The following is a 22640-nucleotide window of genomic DNA, read 5'->3' as shown; positions in this document are numbered from 1 at the left end:
CAGGGGAGAGCAGTATGAAACCAGAAAACGAGAACGGATTTCTGAAACGGACCAGTATCCGCTATATGATCTTCGTGTACTTTACGGTGACGGCACTTGCGGCCAGCATCTTTATCGGACTGTCATTGTACAGCCGGATGTCAAAACAGATGTCCGACACGATGCAGGAGGAAAATCAGATCCTGATCGACCAGGTGAACCGCTCGGTGGATGTGTGGCTCCGCGGCATCATGAAGCTTTCCGATTCCCTGTATTACGACGTGATCAAAAATGCGGATCTGGAGAACGAGCGCGTCAACCGGGAGATGATGCTGCTCTACGACAATAACCAGGACAATGTGGAGAATATCGCCCTGTTTTCCAGAAGCGGGGAGCTTCTGGAGGCAGTTCCCGCTTCCCGCCTGAAGACCGGTGTGGATCCGACGGAGGAATCGTGGTTCCGGGCGGCACTGAGCAAGACGGAGAACCTTCATTTTTCGGTTCCCCACGTCCAGCGGGTCTTTGATGTGAGCGAAAACCAGTACCGCTGGGTGATCTCGGCGGCCCGCGTGGTCGAGATCACGGAGGGTTCCTCCACGGAACAGGGCGTGCTTTTGATCGATATCCGCTATGACAGTCTGGAACAGTTGTTCGATGAGATTACGCTCGGGAACGGCGGCTATGTCTATCTCATGGGAACGGACGGAGATCTGATCTACCATCCGGAAGCCCAGCTTTTGTATTCCGGGCTGGAAGAGGAAAACCTCGAGGCGGCGGCCGGCTACCGCGACGGGATCCACGAGGAGATGTTCCAGGGGAAAAAGCGGGCGGTGACTGTCAAGACGGTCGGATACACCGGATGGAAGATCATCGGGGCGGCGCCGATGGGCGGAGTCACCCTGAATGCGTTGAAGACGCGTCTTCTGATCACGTTTATCGTGGTGCTTGTTGCCTTCCTTCTCGCGGTGATCAACGCCTATATCTCCACGAGGATCACGACCCCGATCGAAGCGCTGGAGAAGTCCGTGAACGAGATCGAGGCGGGAAACCTGAATGCGGATGTCTATGTGGGCGGCTCCTATGAGATCCGCCATCTCGGCACATCCATTCAGAACATGGCGACCCAGATCCGGCGGCTGATGGATGACATCGTCGCGGAGCATGAATCAAAGCGAAAGAATGAGTTCGACGTCCTGCAGTCCCAGATCAACCCGCACTTCCTTTACAATACGCTGGACATCATCGTCTGGATGATCGAGAATGAAAAACAGGCGGATGCTGTGAAGGTTGTGACGGCGCTGGCGAGATTTTTCCGGATCAGCCTGAGCCGTGGAAAGAGCATCATCACCGTCCGGGATGAGATCGAACATGTGAGAAATTATCTGACGATCCAGCATATGCGCTTTAAAAATCGCTTTACCTACGGGATCGAGGCGGATGAGTCGGTTATGGATCTTGCGAGTGTAAAGCTGATCCTTCAGCCGCTTGTGGAAAATGCGATCTATCACGGCATGGAGTTCATGGACGGGGACGGGGAGATCCGGATCCATGTATACCGGGATGGCGATGACCTTTATATGAAGGTCTCTGACAACGGACTCGGAATGACGAAGGAGCAGATCGAAAACATGTTCTCCGAAAAAAAACATGTGGCCTCAAAGAGCGGCTCCGGGATCGGCGTCCGGAATGTCAATGAAAGGATCCGCCTGTATTTTGGATCGGATTACGGTCTCTCGATCGAGTCGGAGCTTGACGAGGGGACGACCGTGACGATCCACATGAAGGCGATCCCTTACTCGGAGACGGCAGAGGGGGAAAAGATCAATGTCAAATAAAGAAAAGATCGGCTGGTGTGCCGGAGTGATCCTGCTGGTGATCCTGTATCTGCTGTCCTCGACAGATCTGATCATCAAGGAGAAGAAAAAGGAGATCTTCCGGGTGTCGGTGATCGTCGACCAGGTGAACGACAATTATTACGGAAATTTCCGCGAAGGCATGAACATGGCGGAAAAAAAGTATCAGGCGGATGTGAATTTTATCACGCTGTATGCAGAAAATGATGAAAAACAGCAGGATGAGCTCATCGTGCGCGAAGTGAAGGACGGAACGAACGCGATCATCCTCGCACCGGTGCGGGAGGATCACACGGTCATGCAGCTGGACGAGATTTCACCGGGATGTCCGGTGATCTTTCTCGGCGCTTCGACGATCAGCAGTTCGGTCGCATGTTCGATCTCGGTGGACCGCTACGAGATGGGGCGGAGCCTCGGCGAGAAGATCGTGGAAAATGAGACACCGGAGATTCCGGTCTGTCTGTTTACGGAAGGACTTTCCTACACGGGAAATACCGATACATATGACGGACTTCGTTCTGTGCTCGACCAGGCCGGCTTTTCAGTCAGTCTGATCGAGAAGAGAAATGAGGACACTTACCGGAAAACGATCGAGGGGACCGTGTACCCGGAAAACGGAAAATTTATGGCAGTCGGCATGGATGTAGGCGCGCTGTCGGATCTCGCGGATATTCTGGAGGGAAGCGGCGTGTACCGGGAACATGTAACAGCGCTTTACGGGATCGGAAGTACGACAAAACTGTTAAACCAGATGGACAAGGGGATCGTCACCGGTCTTATGGCGTGGAACCGCTTTGATGAAGGATACTTAAGCGTGGAAAAAGCCGTACAGGCGGCAGGCGGAGAGTGGAATGAGAAACAGATCACATTGACGCCGGAATATATCGATGATGGGATCTTAAAGAGCGGGACCTATGAGAAATTGCTGTATCCGATGGAATAGGAGGATGCCAGAATGAAAAAGAACAGATTTCCGGTCATGACGGTCGCGCTTGCGGCGGCAGCACTGCTTGGGATCACCGTGTGGCGGGCCGCTCTGGAAAACGGTGCGCAGGAAGAAAAAAAGACTTCTCTCCGGATCGGGGTTCTCCTGTACCGCGGGGATGATACGTTTATCGGGACACTCCGGAGTTCCATGGAGCAGGATGCAAAGGAGTATGAACAGGAGACGGGGATCCGGGTAACCCTGGATGTCCGGGATGCGAAGAGAAACCAGATGACCCAGAACAGCCAGGCGGAGCGGATGATCGGCTTAAACTGTGATGTACTCTGTGTGAACATGGTTGACCGCTCGGCAGCTTCCGGTGTCATCGACAAAGCGATGGAGGCGGATATCCCGATCGTGTTCTTCAACCGGGAACCTGTGTCGGAGGATATGAACCGCTGGGAAAAACTCTATTATGTTGGGGCGGATGCGAAAGAGTCGGCGGTCCTTGAGGGGCAGATCCTCGTTGATGCCTACCGGAAGAATCCGGCATCCCTTGACCGGAATGGGGACGGGGTCGTCTCATACGTCCTTCTTGAGGGGGAGACGAACCACCAGGATTCCCTGATCCGGACGGAGTGGTCGGTCCAGACCTTAAAGGACGGCGGTGTCCCGATCCGGAGGATCACGAGCGGGATCGCGAACTGGGAGAGAAACCAGGCGTCTGCACTCATGGAAGAATGGCTTTCCGATTACGGGGATGAGATCGAACTTGTGATCTGCAACAACGATGATATGGCGCTCGGGGCGATCGATGCGATCGAGCGGGAGGGGATCATGGCCGGGACGATCAAACTCGTCGGGATCGACGGGACTCCGGCCGGTCAGGAGGCATTCCGCGAGGGAAAACTTTTCGGAACGGTGGAATCGGACAGGGAGGCTTATGCGAAGCGGATCTTTGACACGGCGGAGGAACTGGCGATGGGAAAAGAGGTCACACAGGAAAAATACTTCTGGTGCCCGCAGCATATGGTCGCAAACTGATCCGGATCCATTTGTAAAAGTTGATGGAAAAGCAGCCCTGGATCCGGGACTGGTAGTGCCAATTAAGCGTTTTTCTGCCGTGATATGACAAAAAATTGTGGTTTTTTTACATAAATCAAAGAATTTCAATAATTTATCATAAAAAAAAGTATGGAAAAATGCACAAAGACAAGCTATAATTAACTTGTCGTTAAGGGAAAATGCCTAAACGGTCAAAATTATTTTTTGAATGGGAGGATTCAAAAACATGAGAATGACAAAGAAAGTAACAGCAATGGCACTGGCTTCCATGATGGCCCTGTCTTTAGCAGGATGCGGAAGCTCTTCCACAACAGCAACAACAGCAGCGGCTACCGAGGCAGCTACAACCGCAGCAGCTTCTGAGGCAGCATCCGAAGCAGCAACAACTGCAGCTGAGGCAGCTGGAACTGTAGATGTAGCAGACAAGAAAGTCGGCATCAGCATCTACAAGTTCGACGATAACTTCATGACTCTTTACAGAACAGAGTTAGTCCGCTACTTAACAGAAGACCTTGGATTCAAGGCTGAGAACGTAGTTGTTCAGGATGGTAAGGGTGACCAGGCAGAGCAGACAAACCAGATCCAGAACTTCATCACACAGAAATATGATGTTCTGATCTTAAACCTTGTACAGGCTTCTTCCGCACCGGAGATCACAGATATGTGTAACGAAGCTGGTATCCCGGTTGTTTACATCAACCGTGAGCCGGATGAGGCAGAAGAGCAGAGATGGGAATCTGAAGGCATCAACGCTACATACGTAGGCTGCGACGCTAGACAGTCCGGTACATACCAGGGCGAAGAGATCCTTGAGACAGCAAACAAGGGCGATATCAACGGCGACGGCAAAGTTTCCTACATCATGATCCAGGGCGATCCGGAGAACGTAGATGCTCAGTACAGAACAGAGTTCTCTGTTAAGGCTCTTACAGATGCAGGCGTAGAAGTTGAGGAACTCTTAAAACAGCGTGGTGACTGGGATCAGGCTAAGGCTCAGCAGATCGCACAGGATGCTTTAACTCAGTACGGCGACAAGATCGAGGTTATCTTCTGCAACAACGATGCTATGGCACTTGGTGCTTTACAGGCAATCGAAGCAGCAGGACGTAAAGTTAACGAGGATATCTACCTTGTAGGCGTTGACGCTCTTACAGAGGCTGTTCAGAACGTAATCGACGGCAAACAGACAGGTACTGTATTCAATAACCACTTCGCACAGGCTCAGGCTGCAAGCGATATCGCTGTTAAGTTCTTAGGCGGCGAGAAGGTTGATGCTGTCAACATGGTCAACTACGAGAAGGTTACTCAGGATAACGCTCAGGAAATCCTTGATATGTTAAAGTAATTGATACTGTAACAAATGAGAACCGGGTGTGTCTGGCACACCCGGTTCTCTGAACTTAAAACTTAAAAAATATGCCACCCGGAGATGCGGGGGAGTGTATCTGAAAGGAGTTTTGGGATGGCAGAACAGTACAGACTCGAAATGAGAGGAGTCAAAAAAACCTTCCCAGGTGTTAAAGCACTTGACGGAGTAAACTTACGGGTCCGCCCCGGAACGGTCCACGCACTGATGGGAGAAAACGGTGCCGGTAAATCGACACTGATGAAATGTCTTTTCGGAATTTACAAGATGGATGAAGGCGAAGTCTATATCGACGGAGTGAAGACGGAGATCGCAAACCCGGATGACGCGCTCAAAAAGGGACTCGCCATGGTTCACCAGGAGCTTCAGCCGATTCCGGAACGCTCCATTGCTGAGAATATGTATCTTGGACGTTATCCGATGAAAAACTTCGGACCGGTCAAGGTCGTTGACCACGCGAAGATGAACAGCGAAGCTGAGAAATGGCTTCGGGACGTTAAGATGGATTTTAACCCGAAAGCGAAACTCGGCACATTATCAATCGGACAGATGCAGTCAGTAGAGATCGCAAAAGCGGTCAGCCAGAGCGCAAATCTTGTAATTCTGGATGAGCCGACGTCCTCCCTGACTGATAACGAGGTAGAGGCATTATTCCGGATCATCAGAGATCTGAAGTCCAGAGGTGTTTCTATGATATATATCAGCCACAAGATGGCTGAGATCCGCCAGATCTCCGACGATATCACGATCATGCGAGATGGTACATACGTTGGAACCTGGGCGATCGAAGATATCTCCGATGAGGAGATCGTAAAACAGATGGTTGGACGTGAGTTAAACAACGTTTATCCGCCGAAGGAAGATTACCGGACGGATGAGACAGTGCTCAAGGTCAGCCACCTGACAAGTATCTTACCGAATTCCTTTAAGGACTGCTCTTTCGAGTTAAAGAGAGGCGAGATCTTAGGATTCGGCGGACTTGTCGGCGCACAGAGAACAGAGCTTATGGAAGCGATCTTCGGAATGCGCCACATTGAGAGCGGTACCGTTGAGATCCTCGGAAAAGAGGCCCACATCAAGAGACCGCAGGATGCGATCAACAGTTCCGTGGGAATGATTACAGAGGACCGCCGTGGTAACGGTATTTTCGGATGCCTGAGCATCAATGATAATACGGCGATGGCTTCCTACAAAAACTACACCCATATGGGCAAGATCAACAGGAAAGAAGTTGACGCGGTCGTAAAGGACAGCATCGCGAAATTAAAGATCAAGACACCGAGCGGAAAGACCCTGATCCAGTCTCTCTCCGGTGGTAACCAGCAGAAAGTAATTATCGCAAGATGGCTTGCAAACAATCCTGATATCCTGATCATGGATGAGCCGACCCGAGGAATCGATGTCGGAGCCAAGTATGAGATCTACCAGATCATGATCGATCTCGTAAAACAGGGCAAATCCATTATTATGATCTCGTCGGAGATGCCGGAGCTGATCGGTATGTCCAACCGAATCATCGTAATGTGCAACGGTCACATTACCGGTGAGGTGGAAGGAGAAGACGCAACTCAGGAGAAGATCATGTCCTTCGCCACAAAGTTTACTTTAAGCGGCAAGGAAAACAAGTAGATTACAGGGAGGTTCAGTCATGACAGCGAAAAAAATAAATGCAAAAGATTTCCTTATCAATAATGGAATCATCGTCGTCCTTTTATTACTTGCAGTGTTTACTGCAATCAAACAGCCTACATTTTTCACACGCAACAACCTGATCAATATTGCGTTAAACGTAGCGCCGCGATTCATCATCGCCTGCGGCGTTTCCGGATGCCTGATTACAAAAGGTACAGATCTTTCCGCAGGACGTATGGTTGGTCTTTCTGCCTGCTTAGCAGGTACATTACTTCAGAAACCGGATTACAGCGGTAAGTTTTTCCAGAACCTTCCGGACTTCGGAAACGCATGGCCGTTATGGGTTCTCGCGGTTCTTCTGATCTGCGTTGCAGTCTGCTGTATTTTTGGTTTCATCAATGGTATCGTAATTTCCTACTTACAGGTTCCGGCTTTCATCGGAACTCTTGGTATGCAGCTTATCGTTTACGGTGTTTGCCTTGTTTACACAAACGCAACCCCGATCGGCGGTTATCACAACGCATACACAGCAGTAGCAAAAGGTAAACTCTTTGGTGCGATTCCGTACCTGTTCCTGATCGCCCTTGCGGTTGGTCTTGTTATGTGGTTCATCTACAACATGACTCCTCATGGAAAATACATGTATGCGATCGGCGGCAACGAGCAGTCCGCAGAGGTTTCTGGTGTCAACACAAAGAAGACAAAGATCATCATCTACATGACAGCTGCAGCTCTTTACGCACTGGGCGGCTTCCTTGTAGGAGCGAAATCCGGTGGTTCCTCCGTCAACATGGGTAACGGATGGGAGCTTGAGGCTATCGCAGCCTGCACCATCGGCGGCGTATCCGTAAACGGTGGTATCGGACGTATCTCCGGTGTTCTCATCGGTGTCCTTGTATTCGAGATCTTAAAGACCTGCTTACAGTACTTAGGAGTAGATACAAACTACCAGTACATTGCACAGGGTATCGTTATCGTAGTTGCGATCGCACTCGATATCAGAAAGTACATTGCAAAGAAGTAATAAAGAAACTGTTGTCAGGCAGTTTGAGAGAACGGGCGGCGGATGAGTTCCGAAGCCCGTTCTTTGTTTACGCGAACAACGAGCCAAAGTCCACGCTTGCGCGGACCTTAGCGACTGTCGCGATAACAAGGGGAAACTCGCAAAGTGTGTTTTCACTTGTTGCTGTTGTGTGAATCCGGAAAAAGCTGGAGGTGAGAGGATGGAAGAAGAGATGGAGAAGATGGGGGAGGCTGAGACTGTGGCTGAGGCCGCCAAAGAGGCTGTGGAGACCTTGAAGGAAAAGAGCCTGGAAGAACTCGCTGAAGAAAATAAACGGCTTCAGGAGGAGAATGAGAGGCTGAAAAACAGATCCATCAAGGAGCGCATGTACGATAAGATCAACGTGTCGGTCCGGACGATCGATATCTTTATCGGGTGCATGTGCGTGTTGTTTGTGGCAGTCGTGGTGATGGGAATGCTGAAATAGAAGAGTGCAGATCCGGGCGAAGAAGCGGAGACTGCGTGAAAAAGTCCGGACCGTGAAAGATATCTGCCTGAAACCAGACGAAGATGTGAAAATATGATCGGGCATAAGAAAAAGCTCTGAAGAACAATGTGAAAAGGTTCTTCAGAGCTTTTTAATGATTAGGGGGAAATCCAGATGGAATTTCCTGCTTTATTTTTTGTACAGGATCCGGATGGAATTCAATACGCAGAGGATCGCCACTCCTGTATCGGCGAACACGGCGAGCCACATGGAGGCGATTCCCATGAGTCCCAGTACCATGACGAGTGCCTTTACTGCGAGTGCGAACACAACGTTCTGGTTGGAGATCGCGCCGGTGCTCTTTGCGATCCTGATCGCGGTCGGGATCGCATCCATACTGGAAGTCATAAATACGACATCAGCAGCTTCGATCGCGGCATCCGCACCACTGCCCATCGCAGCTCCGACATCGGCGCCTGCGAGAACCGGTGCGTCATTGATCCCATCGCCGACGAACATCGCGCTGCCGCTCTCGGCGCGGAGTTTCTGCAGGATTTCCAGTTTGTCGGCAGGGAGAAGCTTTGCATAAACATGGTCGATCCCGACAGCATCCGCAACAGCTTCGGCAGCGGCTTCCCCGTCACCGGTGAGCATTGCGGAGCGGATCCCCATGGATTTTAATGTCCTGATCGCATCCTTTGCCTCCGGCTTGATCGTGTCGGAGATCTGGATCGTTCCGGCGAAAGTACCATTGATCGCTACATAAACGGTGGTGACGGCTCCGTTTTCATCGTAAGTACCGCAGTCCACGTTGAACTCGGTCAGGAGCTTTCTGTTTCCGCAGAGGACATCTCCACAGGAAAGTCTGGCATGAATGCCCTTTCCGGAAATCTCTTCAAGCTGTGCCGGGTTTTCGAGGCTCAGATCCTGCTCTTTTGCTGCGAGAAGGATGCTTGTGCCGATCGGGTGGGTGGAAGCGGTCTCACATGCAGCTGCAGCCTGAAGGACTTCGGCTGCTGTGTAATTTGCGGAAGGAACAATGTCCTGGACAATGAAATTGCCCTTTGTGATGGTTCCTGTCTTATCCATGACGACGGTCTTTACATTTTTCAGTGTTTCCAGGGCGATCCCGCCTTTAAAGAGGATCCCTTTTCTGGATCCGGCGCCGATCCCGGAGAAGAATGCGAGCGGTACGCTTAAAACGAGGGCACATGGACAGCTGATTACCAGGAAGGTAAGCGCTGTGTAGATCCAGTGGGACCAGTTTCCGGTGATCAGGGACGGAATGATCGCGGTCGCTGCTGCGAGAGCAACGACGAACGGGGTGTATACCCGTGCAAATTTTGTGATAAAGCGTTCCGCCTGTGGCTTGCTGGCTGCAGCGTTCTCTACAGAATCCAGGATCCTTGTGACCATGGACTCGGAGAGCTCTTTTTCCACGCGCATCTTTAAGAGACCGGAGGTATTGACGCAGCCGGAGGTCAGGGTGCTTCCGACTGTTACGGATACCGGAACCGGCTCTCCGGTGATCGGGGAGGTATCGATGCGGCTCTCGCCCTCGACAACGACTCCGTCGAGAGGGATGCGGTCGCCGGGGCGGATCTGCACGATATTTCCAACGGCGGCAGAACCGGCCGGGATCTCCCGGACAGTGCCGTTCTCATCCAGAAGAACAGTCTCCGGGCGGAGATCGACGGCTTCCATGATCTGACTGCGGCTCTTCTCGACTGCGCGGTGCTCGAACGCTTCACCGACACGGTAGAAGAGCATAACGCCGACCGCCTCGCCGAATTCACCGATCGCGAACGCACCGATCGTTGCAACGCTCATCAAGAAGTTTTCGTCCATGACATGGCCGGACTTCATGTTCTTGAGTGCGGTGAGGAGGACTTCACGTCCGAGGATCAGATAGGCGATCACAAAACAGCCGATCGATACCGGCGGCATCGAATGGGAGAGAAGCTCACCGATGATAAATAAAGCAGCTCCGGCGAGCAGCTCCGGAATATCGTGGTCGTGTTTGTCGTCGTGGGTGTCGGAGGACGGCTTTCCTTCCTCACGGATCTCGATGACGGTTCCAGGTTCGATCTGATCAGCGATCTCCTGCATCTTCGGGAGAAGCTTTGTCCCCTCGGAAGAGTAGACACGGAGCTGTCTTGTCGCGAACGTCAGGATACAATCGTCGACTTCCGGGAGTTCCTGGATCTTTTTCTCGATCTTTGCGGAACAGTTCGCGCAGTCGATGTTTTTCATCACATAGACTGTGCAGACAGCCTTTGGATTCTTCGGGCGGACCTCGATGATGGTTCCGGGTTCGATCTGATCGGCGATCGCCTGCATTTTCGGGAGAAGTTTGGTGCCCTCGGAAGAGTAGACACGGAGCTGCCTTGTCGCAAACGTTAGGATACAGTCATCGACTTCCGGGAGTTCCTGGATCTTTTTTTCGATCTTTGCGGAACAGTTTGCACAGTCGATGTTTTTCATCACGTAGACGATGCACTCAGATTTCGGAGTGGAAGCGTGGTGGTGTTCCTCGTGACCTTCGTGATGCTCGCCGTGCTCATGTCCACAGTGATCGTCATTATCGTCATCATCGCAGCAGTGGTCCTCGCCATCGTGGTGATGGTGGTGTCCGCAGCTGCACTGTTCATGTTCATGGTGCTCGTTATGATGCTCGCCGTGCTCATGTCCACAGCAATCGTCATCATCGTCATCATCGCAGCAGTGGTCCTCGCCATCGTGGTGATGGTGGTGTCCGCAGCCGCAGTGTTCGTGTTCATGGTGCTCGTCGTGATGTGCGTCATGATGCTCGCCGTGTTCGTGTCCACAGCAGTGGTCCTCATCGTGGTGATGATGGTGTCCGCAGCAGCATTCTTCAGCTTCATGCTCATCCGGTTCCTGCTTGGTTCTTTCTAATTCATCCATAGAGTCGGCCTCCTAAGAATTATATTTGCAATCTATTTATACATAAACATATGAACCATCGTTCATATGTTTAATATAATACAGTCCGTCGGGAAATGCAAGGTTGTTTTCAGTATTGCCCAAAGAACTAATAAAATAAGGTTTTGCCGGGAAAACAGGATGAAAAAGAAGCAGAAAAGAGAAAAACAAAAAGAAAGGCTGTCCGCAGAAACAAACAGCGGACAGCTTTAAACATGCAGAAGTATGAGACTTAGATAACTCCGAACATCCGGTCCTCGATCAGATGGATCCCATGAAGGAAACACTCGCAGACCGGAGTCTCAACGCCGAGTTCTTTCCCGAGACGTACAACGGTACCGGCAAACATATCGACTTCCGTATGCTTTCCGGTTTCCAGATCCTGGAGTGTGGACGGCTTATTTTCATATGGAAGACGTCCGATCGTGTGCTCCTGGCGGTCGATCTCGTTCTGACCAATGTCGATTCCAAGTTTATTGGCGACATGGATCACTTCCCACATGGCTTTGTGACGGAAATAATTGGCGTCATCGCTCTTCTGGAAAGCGCCGAACGGAACGCCGAACATTGCACAGGTCATATTTTCGGCGACATTGCACATGAATTTGAACCAGATGCCTTTTAACATGTCTGCATCGACCTTATAGTCGATCCCGCAGAGATCGAACAGATTCTTTACTGCGAGAACATTCTCGGAATAGTGTTCCGGATCATTCTTCAGATCCCCGAAGTGGATCGAACCCTTGTGAGGATCGAACTCTGTCTTTCCGTCCTTCATGACAATGCTGATCCGCATGTAGGAATACAGGACATGTTCTTCTCCATAGACAGCTGCAACCTGCTTTTCGCTCTCGACACCGTTTAATACGGAGAGGATGATCGTGTCCTTTCCGACCTGATTTCTGATATCTTTGATCGCCTGCTCCAGATCATATCCTTTTACCGCGATGATGACGAGATCTGCCGGATCTCCCTCTACATCCGGGGTGATGATCGGAAAGCGATAATTGATCGTGTTGACGGTCACACCTTTTCGCTCCAGGCGCTCTTTTCTCGCACCATCCGCGAGGATCCGGAAATCAGCCCCAAGTTTTTCTGAAATACGCGGCGCAAAAAATACCCCCATCGCGCCGAGACCGATCAACGTCACCTTCTTTATGTCCTTCATAATACCTTTTATCCTCCTTATTTTGCCCCCTCTCCGCAGAGACGGGAGAAACTGCCGGAAACTGCCGGAAATGGCAGGCGGCAGACACTGTTTCCTCTTATTGTATAGTAAGTCGGGGAGAGTGTCAACGAATTACGGATTTTCAGACCAGAAAATCCACAGCGAAAAGTATCCTGCGGAATTTTCGGAGTGGAAAATTCTTACAAAATAATAGTATAAAAATTCCACAAGATGGAATATCAGGGGAAATCCTCCTTGTCTTGACGGAAAAAAGGTGATATGATGGAAAAATATGGAGAAAAATTAACAATAAAGCGGAGAGGATCCGGTCACTGCGGCGCCTTTCAGAAGCTTTTTGGGGGAGAACACATATGATGGAAATCACGAGAGAAGACAGGCGGTCGGTGATCGATCACTGTTATCTGGCTTATTTTATCAGCGGAATGGTCATCCTGATCTTCGGAGTCATCCTGCCAAACCTGATCGAAGAGAGAAACCTGAGCTTTACGGCGGCGGGCGGTCTGCTGTCGTTCCTGGCGATCGGAAACTTATGTTCCAGCCTGGTCTACCCGGTATTTTGCGGGATGATGTCCCAGAAGATGGCTGTCGTGGTCCTCGCGATCCCGTATCCGGTCTGCCTGCTTTTATTTACATTCGGACTTCCGGTCCCGGTTCTCTATGTGATGATCTTTCTCATCGGTATTACAAAGGGAATGATCACGATCATCAATAACCACGCGATCCGTCAGGTGACGGGGAGCTCCAACAAATATTTAAACCTGCTCCACATGTGGTATGCGGTGGGCGCGTTCCTGTCCCCGTTTGTCACCATGATCCTTATGGGTGCGGGGATGAACTGGAAGACGATCTTACAGCTTCTTGCAGTCCTCACGGTTCTCATCGTTGTTTCTTATGCGACGATGGATTACCGCAAGATCGAAAAGGAAGAAAAGAAACCGGCAGGAGAGGAGAATGGTCCGGCATCAGGACAGAAGGACAAGCTCTGGTTCTTAAAAAATACAGGATTTCTCCTGGCAGTCGGCGCACTGTTCTTCTATATGGGACTTGAAAACTCCGTAAACGGGTGGTTTGTTACCTATTTAAAGAGCACCGGATTTATGTCCGCAAGTCTCGCGACCGTTATGGTGTCTGTAACCTGGATCATGATCATGATCGGCAGGATCGTGATCGCTTCGATCTCGAAGAATGTGCCGCCGGCAAAGATCCTGGCTGTGATCTCCGTTCTTCAGTTTGCCTCGGTGCTGATCCTTGTATTCGCAGGCAATACGGCGATGGCGGTGGCAGCCCTGGTTCTTCTCGGTCTTGGCATGGCGGGCGCATTCCCGACAACGACGGCCTTTACCGGCGATCTCATGGGAAATTCCCCGCTTGGAATGTCGGTGTTTACGGGGATCGGTTCCCTAGGCGGGATCCTGACCCCGCAGGTGATCGGAGTCCTTGCGGACAGGCTGGGCTTCCAGGCGGCGATCATGTTCCTGGTGCTGGACGCTTTCCTTCTGGCACTTTTTGGCGTCGGAGCACTCCGGTACGCCGTGAAAAAAGTCAGATAGGATGACAAAAATTGTCGTTCTGCATAGAATGCTGTCAGGGTCAGGAGTTCCGATGCTTTCTGTAGGTCTGTCTGCGGAGATAGGAGCGGACTTCTGACCACAATATCATATTCGCTATTCCGCAAATCAGAGAGATGTAAAACGCTACACGACAGAAGAACTGAGAAATGAGTTCCTGATCTAGGATCTCTACCGCCCGGACGAGGTGGTATCTGTCTACTCTCATGTAGACCGCATGGTGACACTGGGCTGCATGCCGGTGAAAGAACATGTTTCCATCGAAAAAGGGATCGATTGCTGGAAAAACTTCGGGACTCATTACTTCCTAGAGCGCCGTGAGATCGGGATCTTCAACATCGGCGGTTCCGGATCGATCACAGCCGATGGGGTGGAGTACCATCTTGATTATAAAGACTGCCTTTACATCACAAAAGGTACGAAAGAAGTGATTTTTGCCAGCGACAATGAAAATGCTCCGGCAAAATTCTATATGGTGAGTGCGCCGGCCCACACATCTTACGAGACGAGACTCATCACCTTAAAGGATGCTGCGAAACGTCCGCTCGGTGACTCTAACACGTCCAATAAGAGAGTCATCAACCAGTTTATCCATCCGGACGTTTTAAAAACATGCCAGCTGTCCATGGGAATGACGGCCCTGGAACCGGGCAGTGTCTGGAACAGCATGCCGTGCCACACACATGAGCGCCGCATGGAGATCTATATGTATTTTGAAGTTCCGGAGAACCAGGTGGTCATGCATTTTATGGGTGAGCCGACGGAGACGAGACACATCGTCATGAAGAATGAGGAGGCGGTGATCAGCCCGTCATGGAGCATCCACTGCGGAGCCGGAACCTCCAACTACACCTTCATCTGGGCGATGGGCGGAGAGAACCAGGAGTTTGACGATATGGACACGATCACTCCTACAGATTTAAAATAAGATATCCTGAACGAAAGAACGGATGACGGCAGGATGATCGATACCTTATTATTTATAGAGAGAAAGGAAACAGACAAAATGGATAAGAAAAACATGTTTTCCCTGGAAGGAAAGATCGCTCTGGTAACATCCAGTGCAACAGCATCGGACCTGGCTATATCGCGACATCCCAGACGGCGCCGCTAAGAGAGCGCCAGGCGGACGGCTCCCGTCACCCGTTTGACCAGTTCATCATCGCGAAGACACCGGCAGCGAGATGGGGGACTGTCGAGGACTTAAAGGGACCGGCGGTATTCCTCGCATCTGAGGCATCTGATTTCGTGAACGGACATATCCTCTACGTCGACGGCGGAATCCTTGCTTATATTGGAAAACAGCCGTAAATCGGGAACCATATCTGAGACTGTGACCGCCCGTCGATTCATGCATATCATGCAGGAGTTGACGGGCGGTTTTTGCGAACTCGCACGAAGCTGAAGACTGTCGCAAGCGAAGTACTCCGGCGCAGGAATGTGCCGGGACAGCAGTGAAAACGGAACGGTCAGGACTGGAAAACAGTACTAACAGAGTAGGTTTGCCGATATAAGGACATAAGCTGTACTTGTCTTTATATCACGTTGAATTAGTATATTTGATATATTTTTTTCAATCGGCTTTGTTGACATTTGCGCAGAAAGCTGATATACTCAAATTACGATATTGTGAAAACTGCATAGAAACAAGGTGATTATGGGTGCTGATTTGTCAAGTACCCTTATGCGTCGAGAAAAATGTGGAATGCATTTCACAATACGGAATAACTAACCAACAAAAGTTTCTTAAATGAAACGAAACGAAGGAGGTGCGGTAAGTATATGTGGACAGGCGGTATGACCGTTGCGGATTCGATTGTCATTTCACTCGTTGGATTGTTAGTCGTATTCTCAGCACTTGCAGTGCTCGCAATCGCGGTTATCATTATCTCTAAGGTCATCGGTACATTATTTAAGGAGAGTGCGCCAAAGGCAGCTGCGGCAGTTGCAGCACCGGCTCCGGCTATCGATGAGGAATCCTATGCAGTGCTTCTCGCGGCAGTCAGTGAGGAAGCAAGATTGTCCGGGGAAGAGTTCCGTGTAGTAAGTATCAAGGAACTGTAAAAGACCCAAATGTAAAAGTAAAAGCAGCTATGCGAATATGAATCAGCTGCACGCAAAAAAAGGAAAGGATGTATTAAAAGAAATGAAATACGTTGCAACATTAAACGGAAAAAAGTATGAAGTTGAGATCGAGAGAGTAGACGAGTACAGACCGCTTGACAGAGGCGCGCAGGTAAGCGCACCGGCACCGATCCTCGCAGCAGCACCGGCACCGAAGGCAGCTCCGGCTCCGGCAGCAGCACCGGCACCGAAGGCAGCTCCGGCACCGGCTCCGGCTCCAGCACCGGCAGCAGCTCCGTCCGCAGGTGGACAGACAGTAGAAGCTCCGATGCCAGGTAAGATCCTTGACATCAAGGTTAAAGTCGGTGACGCAGTAAGCTACGGTCAGTGCGTAATCGTTATGGAAGCTATGAAGATGGAAACAGAGATCGTTGCTCCGGCAGCAGGAACTGTTGCAGCTATCAATGTAAGCACAGGCGATTCCGTTGAGACAGGTGCAGTTCTGGTTACCTTAAACTAAGCGGGAGGTGCCACACGTGAATATACTTTCAGTTTTCTCGGAGCTCCTCGCTCAGTCAGGTTTCGCCGCAATCACCTGGCAGCAGGGTGTTATGCTCCTTGTATCCTTCGTTTTATTATATCTTGCAATCAAGAAGCAGTTTGAACCGCTCCTTCTGCTCCCGATCGCATTCGGTATGTTCCTTGCGAACCTTCCGCTTGCAGGTCTTATGAATGAGGCAGATCACTGGTATCAGTCCGGTGTGTTAAGAATTATGTACATGGGCGTTAAGTCCAGCTTATTCCCGTGCCTGATCTTCATGGCAGTCGGCGCGATGACAGACTTCGGTCCGTTGATCGCGAACCCGGTCAGCCTTCTTCTCGGTGCAGCCGCTCAGTTCGGTATCTATGTTGCATTTGCACTCGCAAATGCAACCGGACTTTTCACACCGGGTGAGTGCGCAGCAATCGGTATCATCGGTGGTGCCGATGGCCCGACCGCGATCTATATCGCAAACAACCTGGCTCCGGATCTTGTAGCTCCGATCGCTGTAGCCGCATATTCCTATATGGCTCTGATCCCGCTGATCCAGCCGCCGATCATGAAGCTCCTCACAACAAAGAAAGAGCGTCAGATCGTTATGAAGCAGTTAAGAAAAGTCAGCAAAGTCGAGAAAGTCGTTTTCCCGGTATTCGTTGTTCTGTTCTGCTCCCTGCTTCTTCCGTCCGTAGCACCGCTTCTTGGTATGCTGATGCTCGGTAACCTGTTCCGTGAGTCCGGCGTTACCGGAAGACTTTCCGATACTGCACAGAACGCACTCTGCAACATGGTTACGATCATGCTCGGTACAACCGTAGGTGCTACAGCAAATGGTGAGATCTTCCTTCGTGTCCAGACACTTGCCATCATCGCTATGGGTCTTCTTGCTTTCGCTTTCGCGACAGTCGGTGGTATCCTGCTTGGTAAAGTTCTCTGCGCGATCACAGGCGGTAAGATCAACCCGTTAATCGGTTCCGCAGGTGTATCTGCAGTTCCGATGGCAGCCCGTGTTTCTCAGACAGTTGGTGCGAAAGAGAACCCGACCAACTTCCTTCTGATGCACGCTATGGGCCCGAACGTAGCTGGTGTTATCGGTTCTGCAGTAGCAGCCGGTTACTTCATGCTGATGTTCAAATCTTGATAAAATCCATTCCAGAAATGGAATCGAAGTTGAAATCCGTTTCATAACATGGTATATTTTTACAGGAACTAAAAAGCAGTTCAGGCCTGTCTGAAGAGAACAGGCAGGCCTTTTAACTGCAAATATAAATAAAGGAGGCTTTATTGTGGCTAATAAAGTTATGTCATTACACGACGCCGTAGAGAAGTACGTACATGATAACGATGTACTCTGCCTCGGCGGATTTACAACAAACCGTAAACCGTATGCTGCTGTTTACGAGATCCTTCGTCAGGGTAAAACTGGTTTTGTAGGCTGGTCCGGCCCGGCAGGCGGAGACTGGGACTCCTTAATCGGTGAGGGTCGTGTAAGAGCTTACATCAACTGCTACACAGCAAACTCTGGGTATACAAACGTTGCACGTCGTTTCCGTGCTGCAATCGAGAAAGGTGAGCTTACATATGAGGACTACTCCCAGGACGTTCTTATGTTACAGCTTCACGCAGCTTCTCTTGGTCTTCCGTATCTCCCGGTAAGAATGATGCAGGGTTCCGGCCTTGTTAAATTCTGGGGCATCAGCGAAGAGAAGAGAAAAACAATGGAAGGCGTTGACAACCTCAAATGCGTAGATATCGAGAACCCGTTTGAGCCGGGCGAGAAACTTCTTGCTGTTCCGGTTCCGAAGCTTGACTGCGCGATCATCCATGTACAGCAGGCATCTCCGGATGGAACCTGTATTATCGATGGTGATGAGTTCCACGATGTTGATATCGCTATCGCTGCAAAACGCACGATCGTTACATGCGAGGAGATCGTAAGTGACGAGTACATCCGCCGTGATCCTACAAAGACAAGAATCTTCGGCGAGTGCGTAGACGCTGTTGTTCGTGCTCCGTACGGTGCATGGCCGGCACAGTGCTATGGCTACTATGATGATGATGATAAGGGACTTAAGGAGTACGATAAGGCTTCCAAGTACCTTGATGCTGAGGATGCTAAGGCACAGCTCGCAAAGGCTGCTGCAAAGGCTGAGAAGGCTGCTGCTGCTAAACCGGAAGACGAGAAGCTTGCAAAGGCTGCAGAAGTTGCAAAACAGGCTGCAGAGGATGCTGCTAATGGCACAAAGATTCCGGAGACCTTCAAGGATTACCTCCAGAAATATGTATACGGCTGCAAGGATCAGGATGATCTTCTTAATGTCCTTGGCGGCGCTCGCCTCATGAACCTTAAGAATGAGCCGCATCTTGGCTATTCTACCAGACACTAATTGAGGGAGGGAAATTCAAAAATGGCTGATTATACAAAGTATACAAAGCAGGAAATGCAGGCTTATGCCATCGCAAAAAACATTAAAGAGAACCAGATCGTTATCGTTGGTACCGGTCTTCCGTTAATCGGTGCTTCCCTTGCGAAGCGTGTGGTTTGCCCGAGCTGCCACCCGATCGTAGAGAGCGGACTTATGGACTGCTCACCGGTAGAGGTACCGCGTTCCGTAGGTGATAACCGTTTCATGGCTCACTGTGCAGTACAGTGGCCGAACGTTCGTTTCGTAGGCTTCGAGGCAAATGAGTGGCTTCATGACGTTGACCGTATGATCGCTTTCATCGGCGGCGCTCAGATCGACCCGTATGGTAACGTTAACTCCACATGTATCTTCGGTAAGGGCGACTACGTTCAGCCGACAACACGTTTCACAGGTTCCGGCGGAGCTAACGGTATCGCTACATTCTGCAACACCATCATTATGATGCAGCACCAGAAGAGAAGATTCATGGAGCATGTTGACTACATCACAAGCTGCGGCTGGATGGACGGCCCTGGCGGACGTGAGAGAGCAGGTCTTCCGGGCAACCGCGGACCGCAGATGGTAGTTACAGATCTTGGTATCATGAAGTTCGACGAAGAGACCAAGAGAATGTACCTTGCTTACTACTATCCATTCTCCTCTCCGGAAATGGTTCAGGAGAACACAGGTTTCGAGATCGATACCACAAGAGCTCAGCTTATGGAAGGTCCGGATCCGGAGATCATTCGCGTAATTCGTGAAGAGATCGACCCAGGTCAGGCTTTCATCAAAGTTCCGAAGGAAACAAAGTAATCGAAACGATCATTTAAAATATAATCATGCCGCGGTCAGTGACTGGCAAAAACCGCTGACCGCAGCGATCGCGTATATATAAGGAGGAAGAACATGGGTTACTTTTCCATGCCGAAATATTTCCAGGAAATGCCTACTGTTGGTAAAGAGCTGGTAAATGTAAATGACGAGAACGCAAAAGAGATCAAAGCCGTAGAGGCTGACATCCATGAGTCCATCGAGAAAGCTCTTGCAGCTGGTATCACAACAGAAGAGAAGTTAAACGAGCGCGGACAGCTCTCCGCAATGCAGCGTATCAACGCTCTCATTGATGAGGGAACATGGTGCCCGTTAAACAGCCTTTACAACCCGGAAGGCAACAAGTTCGGTACAACAAACATTCTTAACGGACTTGGCCGTGTAAACGGAAAATGGGTTTACATCATCGCTTCCGATAACAAGAAGATGGCCGGCGCATGGGTACCGGGACAGGCAGACAACCTTCTGCGTGCTTCCGATGCAGCTAAGATGCTCCACCTTCCGCTCGTATATCTGTTAAACTGCTCCGGCGTTGAGTTCCCGAACCAGGATAAGGTTTACCCGAACAGACGCGGCGGCGGTACACCGTTCTTCCGTAACGCTGAGTTAAACCAGCTTGGTGTTCCGGTTATCGTAGGTATCTACGGAACAAACCCGGCAGGCGGCGGATACCACAGCATTTCCCCGACAATCCTTATCGCACACAGCCAGGCAAACATGGCAGTAGGCGGCGCTGGTATTCTTTCCGGTATGAACCCGAAGGGATATATTGACGAAGAGTCTGCTGAGCAGATCATCGCAGCACAGATCGAAAACGGCAAGAAGCACGTTCCGGCTCCGGGTTCCGTTCCGGTTCACTACGACGAGACTGGTTTCTTCCGTGAAGTATATGAAAACGATTACGGCGTAATCGAGGGCATCAAGAAGTACGTTAGCTACCTTCCGGCATACAACCTCGAGTTCTTCCGTGTTGATGATCCGAAGGCACCGGCTCTTCCGGCAGAGGACCTTTACAGCATCATCCCGATGAACCAGAAACGTCCGTACGATATCTACGATGTAATCGGCCGTCTCTTCGACGGCAGTGAGTTCGCTGAGTACAAGAACGGTTACGGCCCGGAGGTTGTAACAGGTCTTGCTAAAGTAAACGGACTTCTCGTTGGTGTTGTAGCAAACGTTCAGGGTCTCCTTATGAACTATCCGGAGTACAAACAGAACTCTGTTGGTATCGGCGGAAAGTTATATCGTCAGGGCCTGATCAAGATGAACGAGTTCGTAACACTTTGCGCTCGTGACAGAATCCCGCTGATCTGGTTACAGGATACAACTGGTATCGATGTAGGTGATGACGCTGAGAAGGCTGAGCTTCTTGGTCTTGGTCAGTCTCTGATCTACTCCATCCAGAACTCCAAGCTTCCGTCCTTAGAGGTTACACTTCGTAAGGCATCCGCAGCTGCTCACTACGTACTTGGCGGACCGCAGGGCAACGATACAAACGTATTCTCCCTTGCAACAGGCGCTTCTGAGTACTATGTAATGCCGGGTGAGACAGCAGCAAACGCTATGTACTCCAGAAAACTTGTTAAGGCTAAGAAGGCCGGCGAGGATCTCCAGCCGATCATCGACAAGATGAACGACATGATCCAGATGTACCACGACAAGTCCCGTCCGAAATACTGCACAATCAAGGGTATGGCTGACGAGATCGTTGATCTTACAGAGATCCGTCCGTACATCCAGGCATTCACAGAGTCTGCTTACCAGAATCCGGAGTCTATCTGCCCGTTCCATCAGATGGTAACACCGCGTGCGATCCGTGAGTGGAACACATTTAAAAAAGCTTGATTCTGACTGAAGGATAGAGTAAAATGATACGTATCCAGGCCAGGGGAGTACTTTCTCTGGCCTGGATATACTGGTATAACAAAGCCAGTTTCATTTTACATTTTCAGTATACCCGGAGGTTATTATGAGTGCAATTTACACCCTGGGAATCGACGTAGGATCCACGGCATCCAAATGCATCATGCTGAAGGATGGCGAGGAGATCGTAGCGAAATCCCTGATCGATGTAGGTGCAGGTACCAGCGGCCCACAGCGCGCGATCGATGCAGTGCTGGAAAACGCAGGTATGAAAAAAGAGGATGTGGCTTTTACCCTGGCAACAGGATACGGTCGTAACTCTTTAATGAATTTTGCAGACAAACAGATGAGTGAGTTATCCTGCCACGCAAGGGGGGCTTACTTCCTGTTCCCTGACGTTCACACTGTCATTGATATCGGCGGTCAGGACGTTAAGGTTCTTCATATTGACAACGGTGCAATGACCAACTTCCAGATGAACGACAAGTGCGCTGCAGGAACCGGAAGATTCCTCGACGTAATGGCAGGCGTTCTTGAAGTAAAGGTCCAGGATCTTGGTCATCTTGATTCCCTCTCCAAAAAGAGAGTCGAGATCAGCTCCACATGTACCGTATTTGCGGAGAGCGAGGTTATCAGCCAGCTGTCGATGGGAACCGACAAATGTGATATTATCGCAGGTATCCACCGCTCCGTGGCTCACCGTGTCACTGGACTCGCACACCGGATCGGAGTGGTTCCGGCACTCGTCATGACTGGCGGTGTCGCACAGAACGACGGTGTTGTCAAAGCTCTTCAGAATGAGCTTGGATGTGAGATCCACAGATCTCCTCTGACACAGTATAACGGTGCGCTTGGTGCAGCCTTATATGCATATCAGGCAGCAAGCCGCCGCGCATAAGACAGTTTGATGTTTATCGTCCATGCAAATC

Annotated in this window: 17 protein-coding genes and 2 pseudogenes; 17 read left to right on the top strand and 2 right to left on the bottom strand. The window is 50.5% G+C overall.

Going from position 1 to position 22640, the window contains the following annotated elements:
• Positions 1 to 14 precede the first annotated feature (14 nt).
• The 7 genes from V2546_RS02730 (at position 15) to V2546_RS02700 (ending at position 8310) form a co-directional block, all read left to right on the top strand.
• Positions 15 to 1814, top strand: a complete 1800-nt coding sequence (locus V2546_RS02730; RefSeq protein ID WP_329751496.1) for a sensor histidine kinase — start codon at positions 15 to 17, stop codon at positions 1812 to 1814.
• On the top strand, positions 1804 to 2775 hold the full coding sequence (locus V2546_RS02725) for a substrate-binding domain-containing protein (protein WP_142410453.1): 972 nt from the start codon (positions 1804 to 1806) through the stop codon (positions 2773 to 2775). Before V2546_RS02730 ends, V2546_RS02725 begins: the two co-directional genes overlap by 11 nt.
• A 12-nt stretch (positions 2776 to 2787) precedes the next feature.
• Positions 2788 to 3801 (top strand): galactose ABC transporter substrate-binding protein, encoded by a 1014-nt coding sequence (locus tag V2546_RS02720; RefSeq protein ID WP_182426732.1) that lies wholly within the window; start codon positions 2788 to 2790, stop codon positions 3799 to 3801.
• 247 nt (positions 3802 to 4048) lie between these two features.
• A complete protein-coding gene (locus V2546_RS02715; RefSeq protein ID WP_118529645.1) occupies positions 4049 to 5167 on the top strand; it encodes a galactose ABC transporter substrate-binding protein in 1119 nt (372 codons plus the stop codon).
• 117 nt (positions 5168 to 5284) lie between these two features.
• Positions 5285 to 6817 carry a sugar ABC transporter ATP-binding protein gene (locus V2546_RS02710; protein WP_118529646.1) on the top strand — a complete coding sequence of 511 codons (1533 nt, stop codon included), beginning with the start codon at positions 5285 to 5287 and terminating at the stop codon, positions 6815 to 6817.
• A gap of 19 nt (positions 6818 to 6836) precedes the next feature.
• Entirely contained in the window at positions 6837 to 7844 is a 1008-nt protein-coding gene (locus V2546_RS02705; protein WP_118529647.1) for a galactose/methyl galactoside ABC transporter permease MglC, read from the top strand.
• A 199-nt stretch (positions 7845 to 8043) separates the two neighbouring features.
• Complete coding sequence (locus V2546_RS02700) at positions 8044 to 8310, top strand: coiled-coil domain-containing protein (protein WP_243022216.1); 267 nt, start codon at positions 8044 to 8046, stop codon at positions 8308 to 8310.
• A gap of 189 nt (positions 8311 to 8499) precedes the next feature.
• Here V2546_RS02700 and V2546_RS02695 read toward each other — a convergent pair whose 3' ends face one another.
• Positions 8500 to 11235, bottom strand: coding sequence for a heavy metal translocating P-type ATPase (locus tag V2546_RS02695; RefSeq protein WP_329751495.1), 2736 nt, complete (start codon positions 11233 to 11235; stop codon positions 8500 to 8502).
• A 250-nt stretch (positions 11236 to 11485) separates the two neighbouring features.
• Positions 11486 to 12421, bottom strand: a complete 936-nt coding sequence (locus V2546_RS02690) for a ketopantoate reductase family protein (RefSeq protein ID WP_118529650.1) — start codon at positions 12419 to 12421, stop codon at positions 11486 to 11488.
• A 371-nt stretch (positions 12422 to 12792) separates the two neighbouring features.
• On the opposite strand from V2546_RS02690, the gene V2546_RS02685 reads away from it, so the two are divergent.
• The 10 genes and pseudogenes from V2546_RS02685 to hgdC all read left to right on the top strand — a co-directional run bounded on the left by V2546_RS02685 (position 12793) and on the right by hgdC (position 22609).
• Positions 12793 to 13992 (top strand): MFS transporter, encoded by a 1200-nt coding sequence (locus V2546_RS02685; RefSeq protein ID WP_118529651.1) that lies wholly within the window; start codon positions 12793 to 12795, stop codon positions 13990 to 13992.
• 109 nt (positions 13993 to 14101) lie between these two features.
• Positions 14102 to 14938, top strand: a pseudogene (gene kduI, locus V2546_RS02680) (5-dehydro-4-deoxy-D-glucuronate isomerase).
• 119 nt (positions 14939 to 15057) lie between these two features.
• Positions 15058 to 15321 (top strand): annotated as a pseudogene (locus tag V2546_RS02675) (SDR family oxidoreductase); the annotation flags it as partial.
• A gap of 471 nt (positions 15322 to 15792) precedes the next feature.
• A complete protein-coding gene (locus tag V2546_RS02670) occupies positions 15793 to 16074 on the top strand; it encodes an OadG family protein (protein ID WP_118322395.1) in 282 nt (93 codons plus the stop codon).
• Positions 16075 to 16156: 82 nt separating this feature from the next.
• Positions 16157 to 16594 (top strand): acyl-CoA carboxylase biotin carboxyl carrier protein subunit, encoded by a 438-nt coding sequence (locus V2546_RS02665; protein ID WP_118322455.1) that lies wholly within the window; start codon positions 16157 to 16159, stop codon positions 16592 to 16594.
• Positions 16595 to 16610: 16 nt separating this feature from the next.
• Positions 16611 to 17753, top strand: coding sequence for a sodium ion-translocating decarboxylase subunit beta (locus V2546_RS02660; protein WP_182426733.1), 1143 nt, complete (start codon positions 16611 to 16613; stop codon positions 17751 to 17753).
• Positions 17754 to 17898: 145 nt separating this feature from the next.
• Positions 17899 to 18999 carry a CoA transferase subunit A gene (locus V2546_RS02655; protein ID WP_486463549.1) on the top strand — a complete coding sequence of 367 codons (1101 nt, stop codon included), beginning with the start codon at positions 17899 to 17901 and terminating at the stop codon, positions 18997 to 18999.
• Between the two features lie 21 nt (positions 19000 to 19020).
• Entirely contained in the window at positions 19021 to 19830 is an 810-nt protein-coding gene (gctB, locus tag V2546_RS02650; RefSeq protein ID WP_329751494.1) for a glutaconate CoA-transferase subunit B, read from the top strand.
• A 93-nt stretch (positions 19831 to 19923) separates the two neighbouring features.
• Entirely contained in the window at positions 19924 to 21693 is a 1770-nt protein-coding gene (locus V2546_RS02645) for an acyl-CoA carboxylase subunit beta (protein ID WP_118529655.1), read from the top strand.
• A gap of 124 nt (positions 21694 to 21817) precedes the next feature.
• On the top strand, positions 21818 to 22609 hold the full coding sequence (gene hgdC / locus V2546_RS02640; RefSeq protein ID WP_118529656.1) for a (R)-2-hydroxyglutaryl-CoA dehydratase activase HgdC: 792 nt from the start codon (positions 21818 to 21820) through the stop codon (positions 22607 to 22609).
• Positions 22610 to 22640: the final 31 nt, after the last annotated feature.

It is taken from the genome of Clostridium sp. CM74B_53 (assembly GCF_036318045.1).
GTDB lineage: Bacteria > Bacillota > Clostridia > Lachnospirales > Lachnospiraceae > Pilosibacter.
This window is presented reverse-complemented; position numbering and strand designations above follow the sequence as displayed.

Excerpts from the sequence above, each read along its gene's own strand:
- hgdC (WP_118529656.1), top strand. The coding sequence starts at position 21,818 with ATGAGTGCAATTTACACCCTGGGAATCGACGTAGGATCCACGGCATCC.
- gctB (WP_329751494.1), top strand. The coding sequence starts at position 19,021 with ATGGCTGATTATACAAAGTATACAAAGCAGGAAATGCAGGCTTATGCC.
- V2546_RS02730 (WP_329751496.1), top strand. The coding sequence starts at position 15 with ATGAAACCAGAAAACGAGAACGGATTTCTGAAACGGACCAGTATCCGC.
- V2546_RS02710 (WP_118529646.1), top strand. The coding sequence starts at position 5,285 with ATGGCAGAACAGTACAGACTCGAAATGAGAGGAGTCAAAAAAACCTTC.
- V2546_RS02695 (WP_329751495.1), bottom strand. The coding sequence starts at position 11,235 with ATGGATGAATTAGAAAGAACCAAGCAGGAACCGGATGAGCATGAAGCT.
- V2546_RS02705 (WP_118529647.1), top strand. The coding sequence starts at position 6,837 with ATGACAGCGAAAAAAATAAATGCAAAAGATTTCCTTATCAATAATGGA.
- V2546_RS02690 (WP_118529650.1), bottom strand. The coding sequence starts at position 12,421 with ATGAAGGACATAAAGAAGGTGACGTTGATCGGTCTCGGCGCGATGGGG.
- V2546_RS02725 (WP_142410453.1), top strand. The coding sequence starts at position 1,804 with ATGTCAAATAAAGAAAAGATCGGCTGGTGTGCCGGAGTGATCCTGCTG.
- V2546_RS02645 (WP_118529655.1), top strand. The coding sequence starts at position 19,924 with ATGGGTTACTTTTCCATGCCGAAATATTTCCAGGAAATGCCTACTGTT.
- V2546_RS02685 (WP_118529651.1), top strand. The coding sequence starts at position 12,793 with ATGATGGAAATCACGAGAGAAGACAGGCGGTCGGTGATCGATCACTGT.
- V2546_RS02720 (WP_182426732.1), top strand. The coding sequence starts at position 2,788 with ATGAAAAAGAACAGATTTCCGGTCATGACGGTCGCGCTTGCGGCGGCA.
- V2546_RS02715 (WP_118529645.1), top strand. The coding sequence starts at position 4,049 with ATGAGAATGACAAAGAAAGTAACAGCAATGGCACTGGCTTCCATGATG.
- V2546_RS02700 (WP_243022216.1), top strand. The coding sequence starts at position 8,044 with ATGGAAGAAGAGATGGAGAAGATGGGGGAGGCTGAGACTGTGGCTGAG.
- V2546_RS02665 (WP_118322455.1), top strand. The coding sequence starts at position 16,157 with ATGAAATACGTTGCAACATTAAACGGAAAAAAGTATGAAGTTGAGATC.
- V2546_RS02670 (WP_118322395.1), top strand. The coding sequence starts at position 15,793 with ATGTGGACAGGCGGTATGACCGTTGCGGATTCGATTGTCATTTCACTC.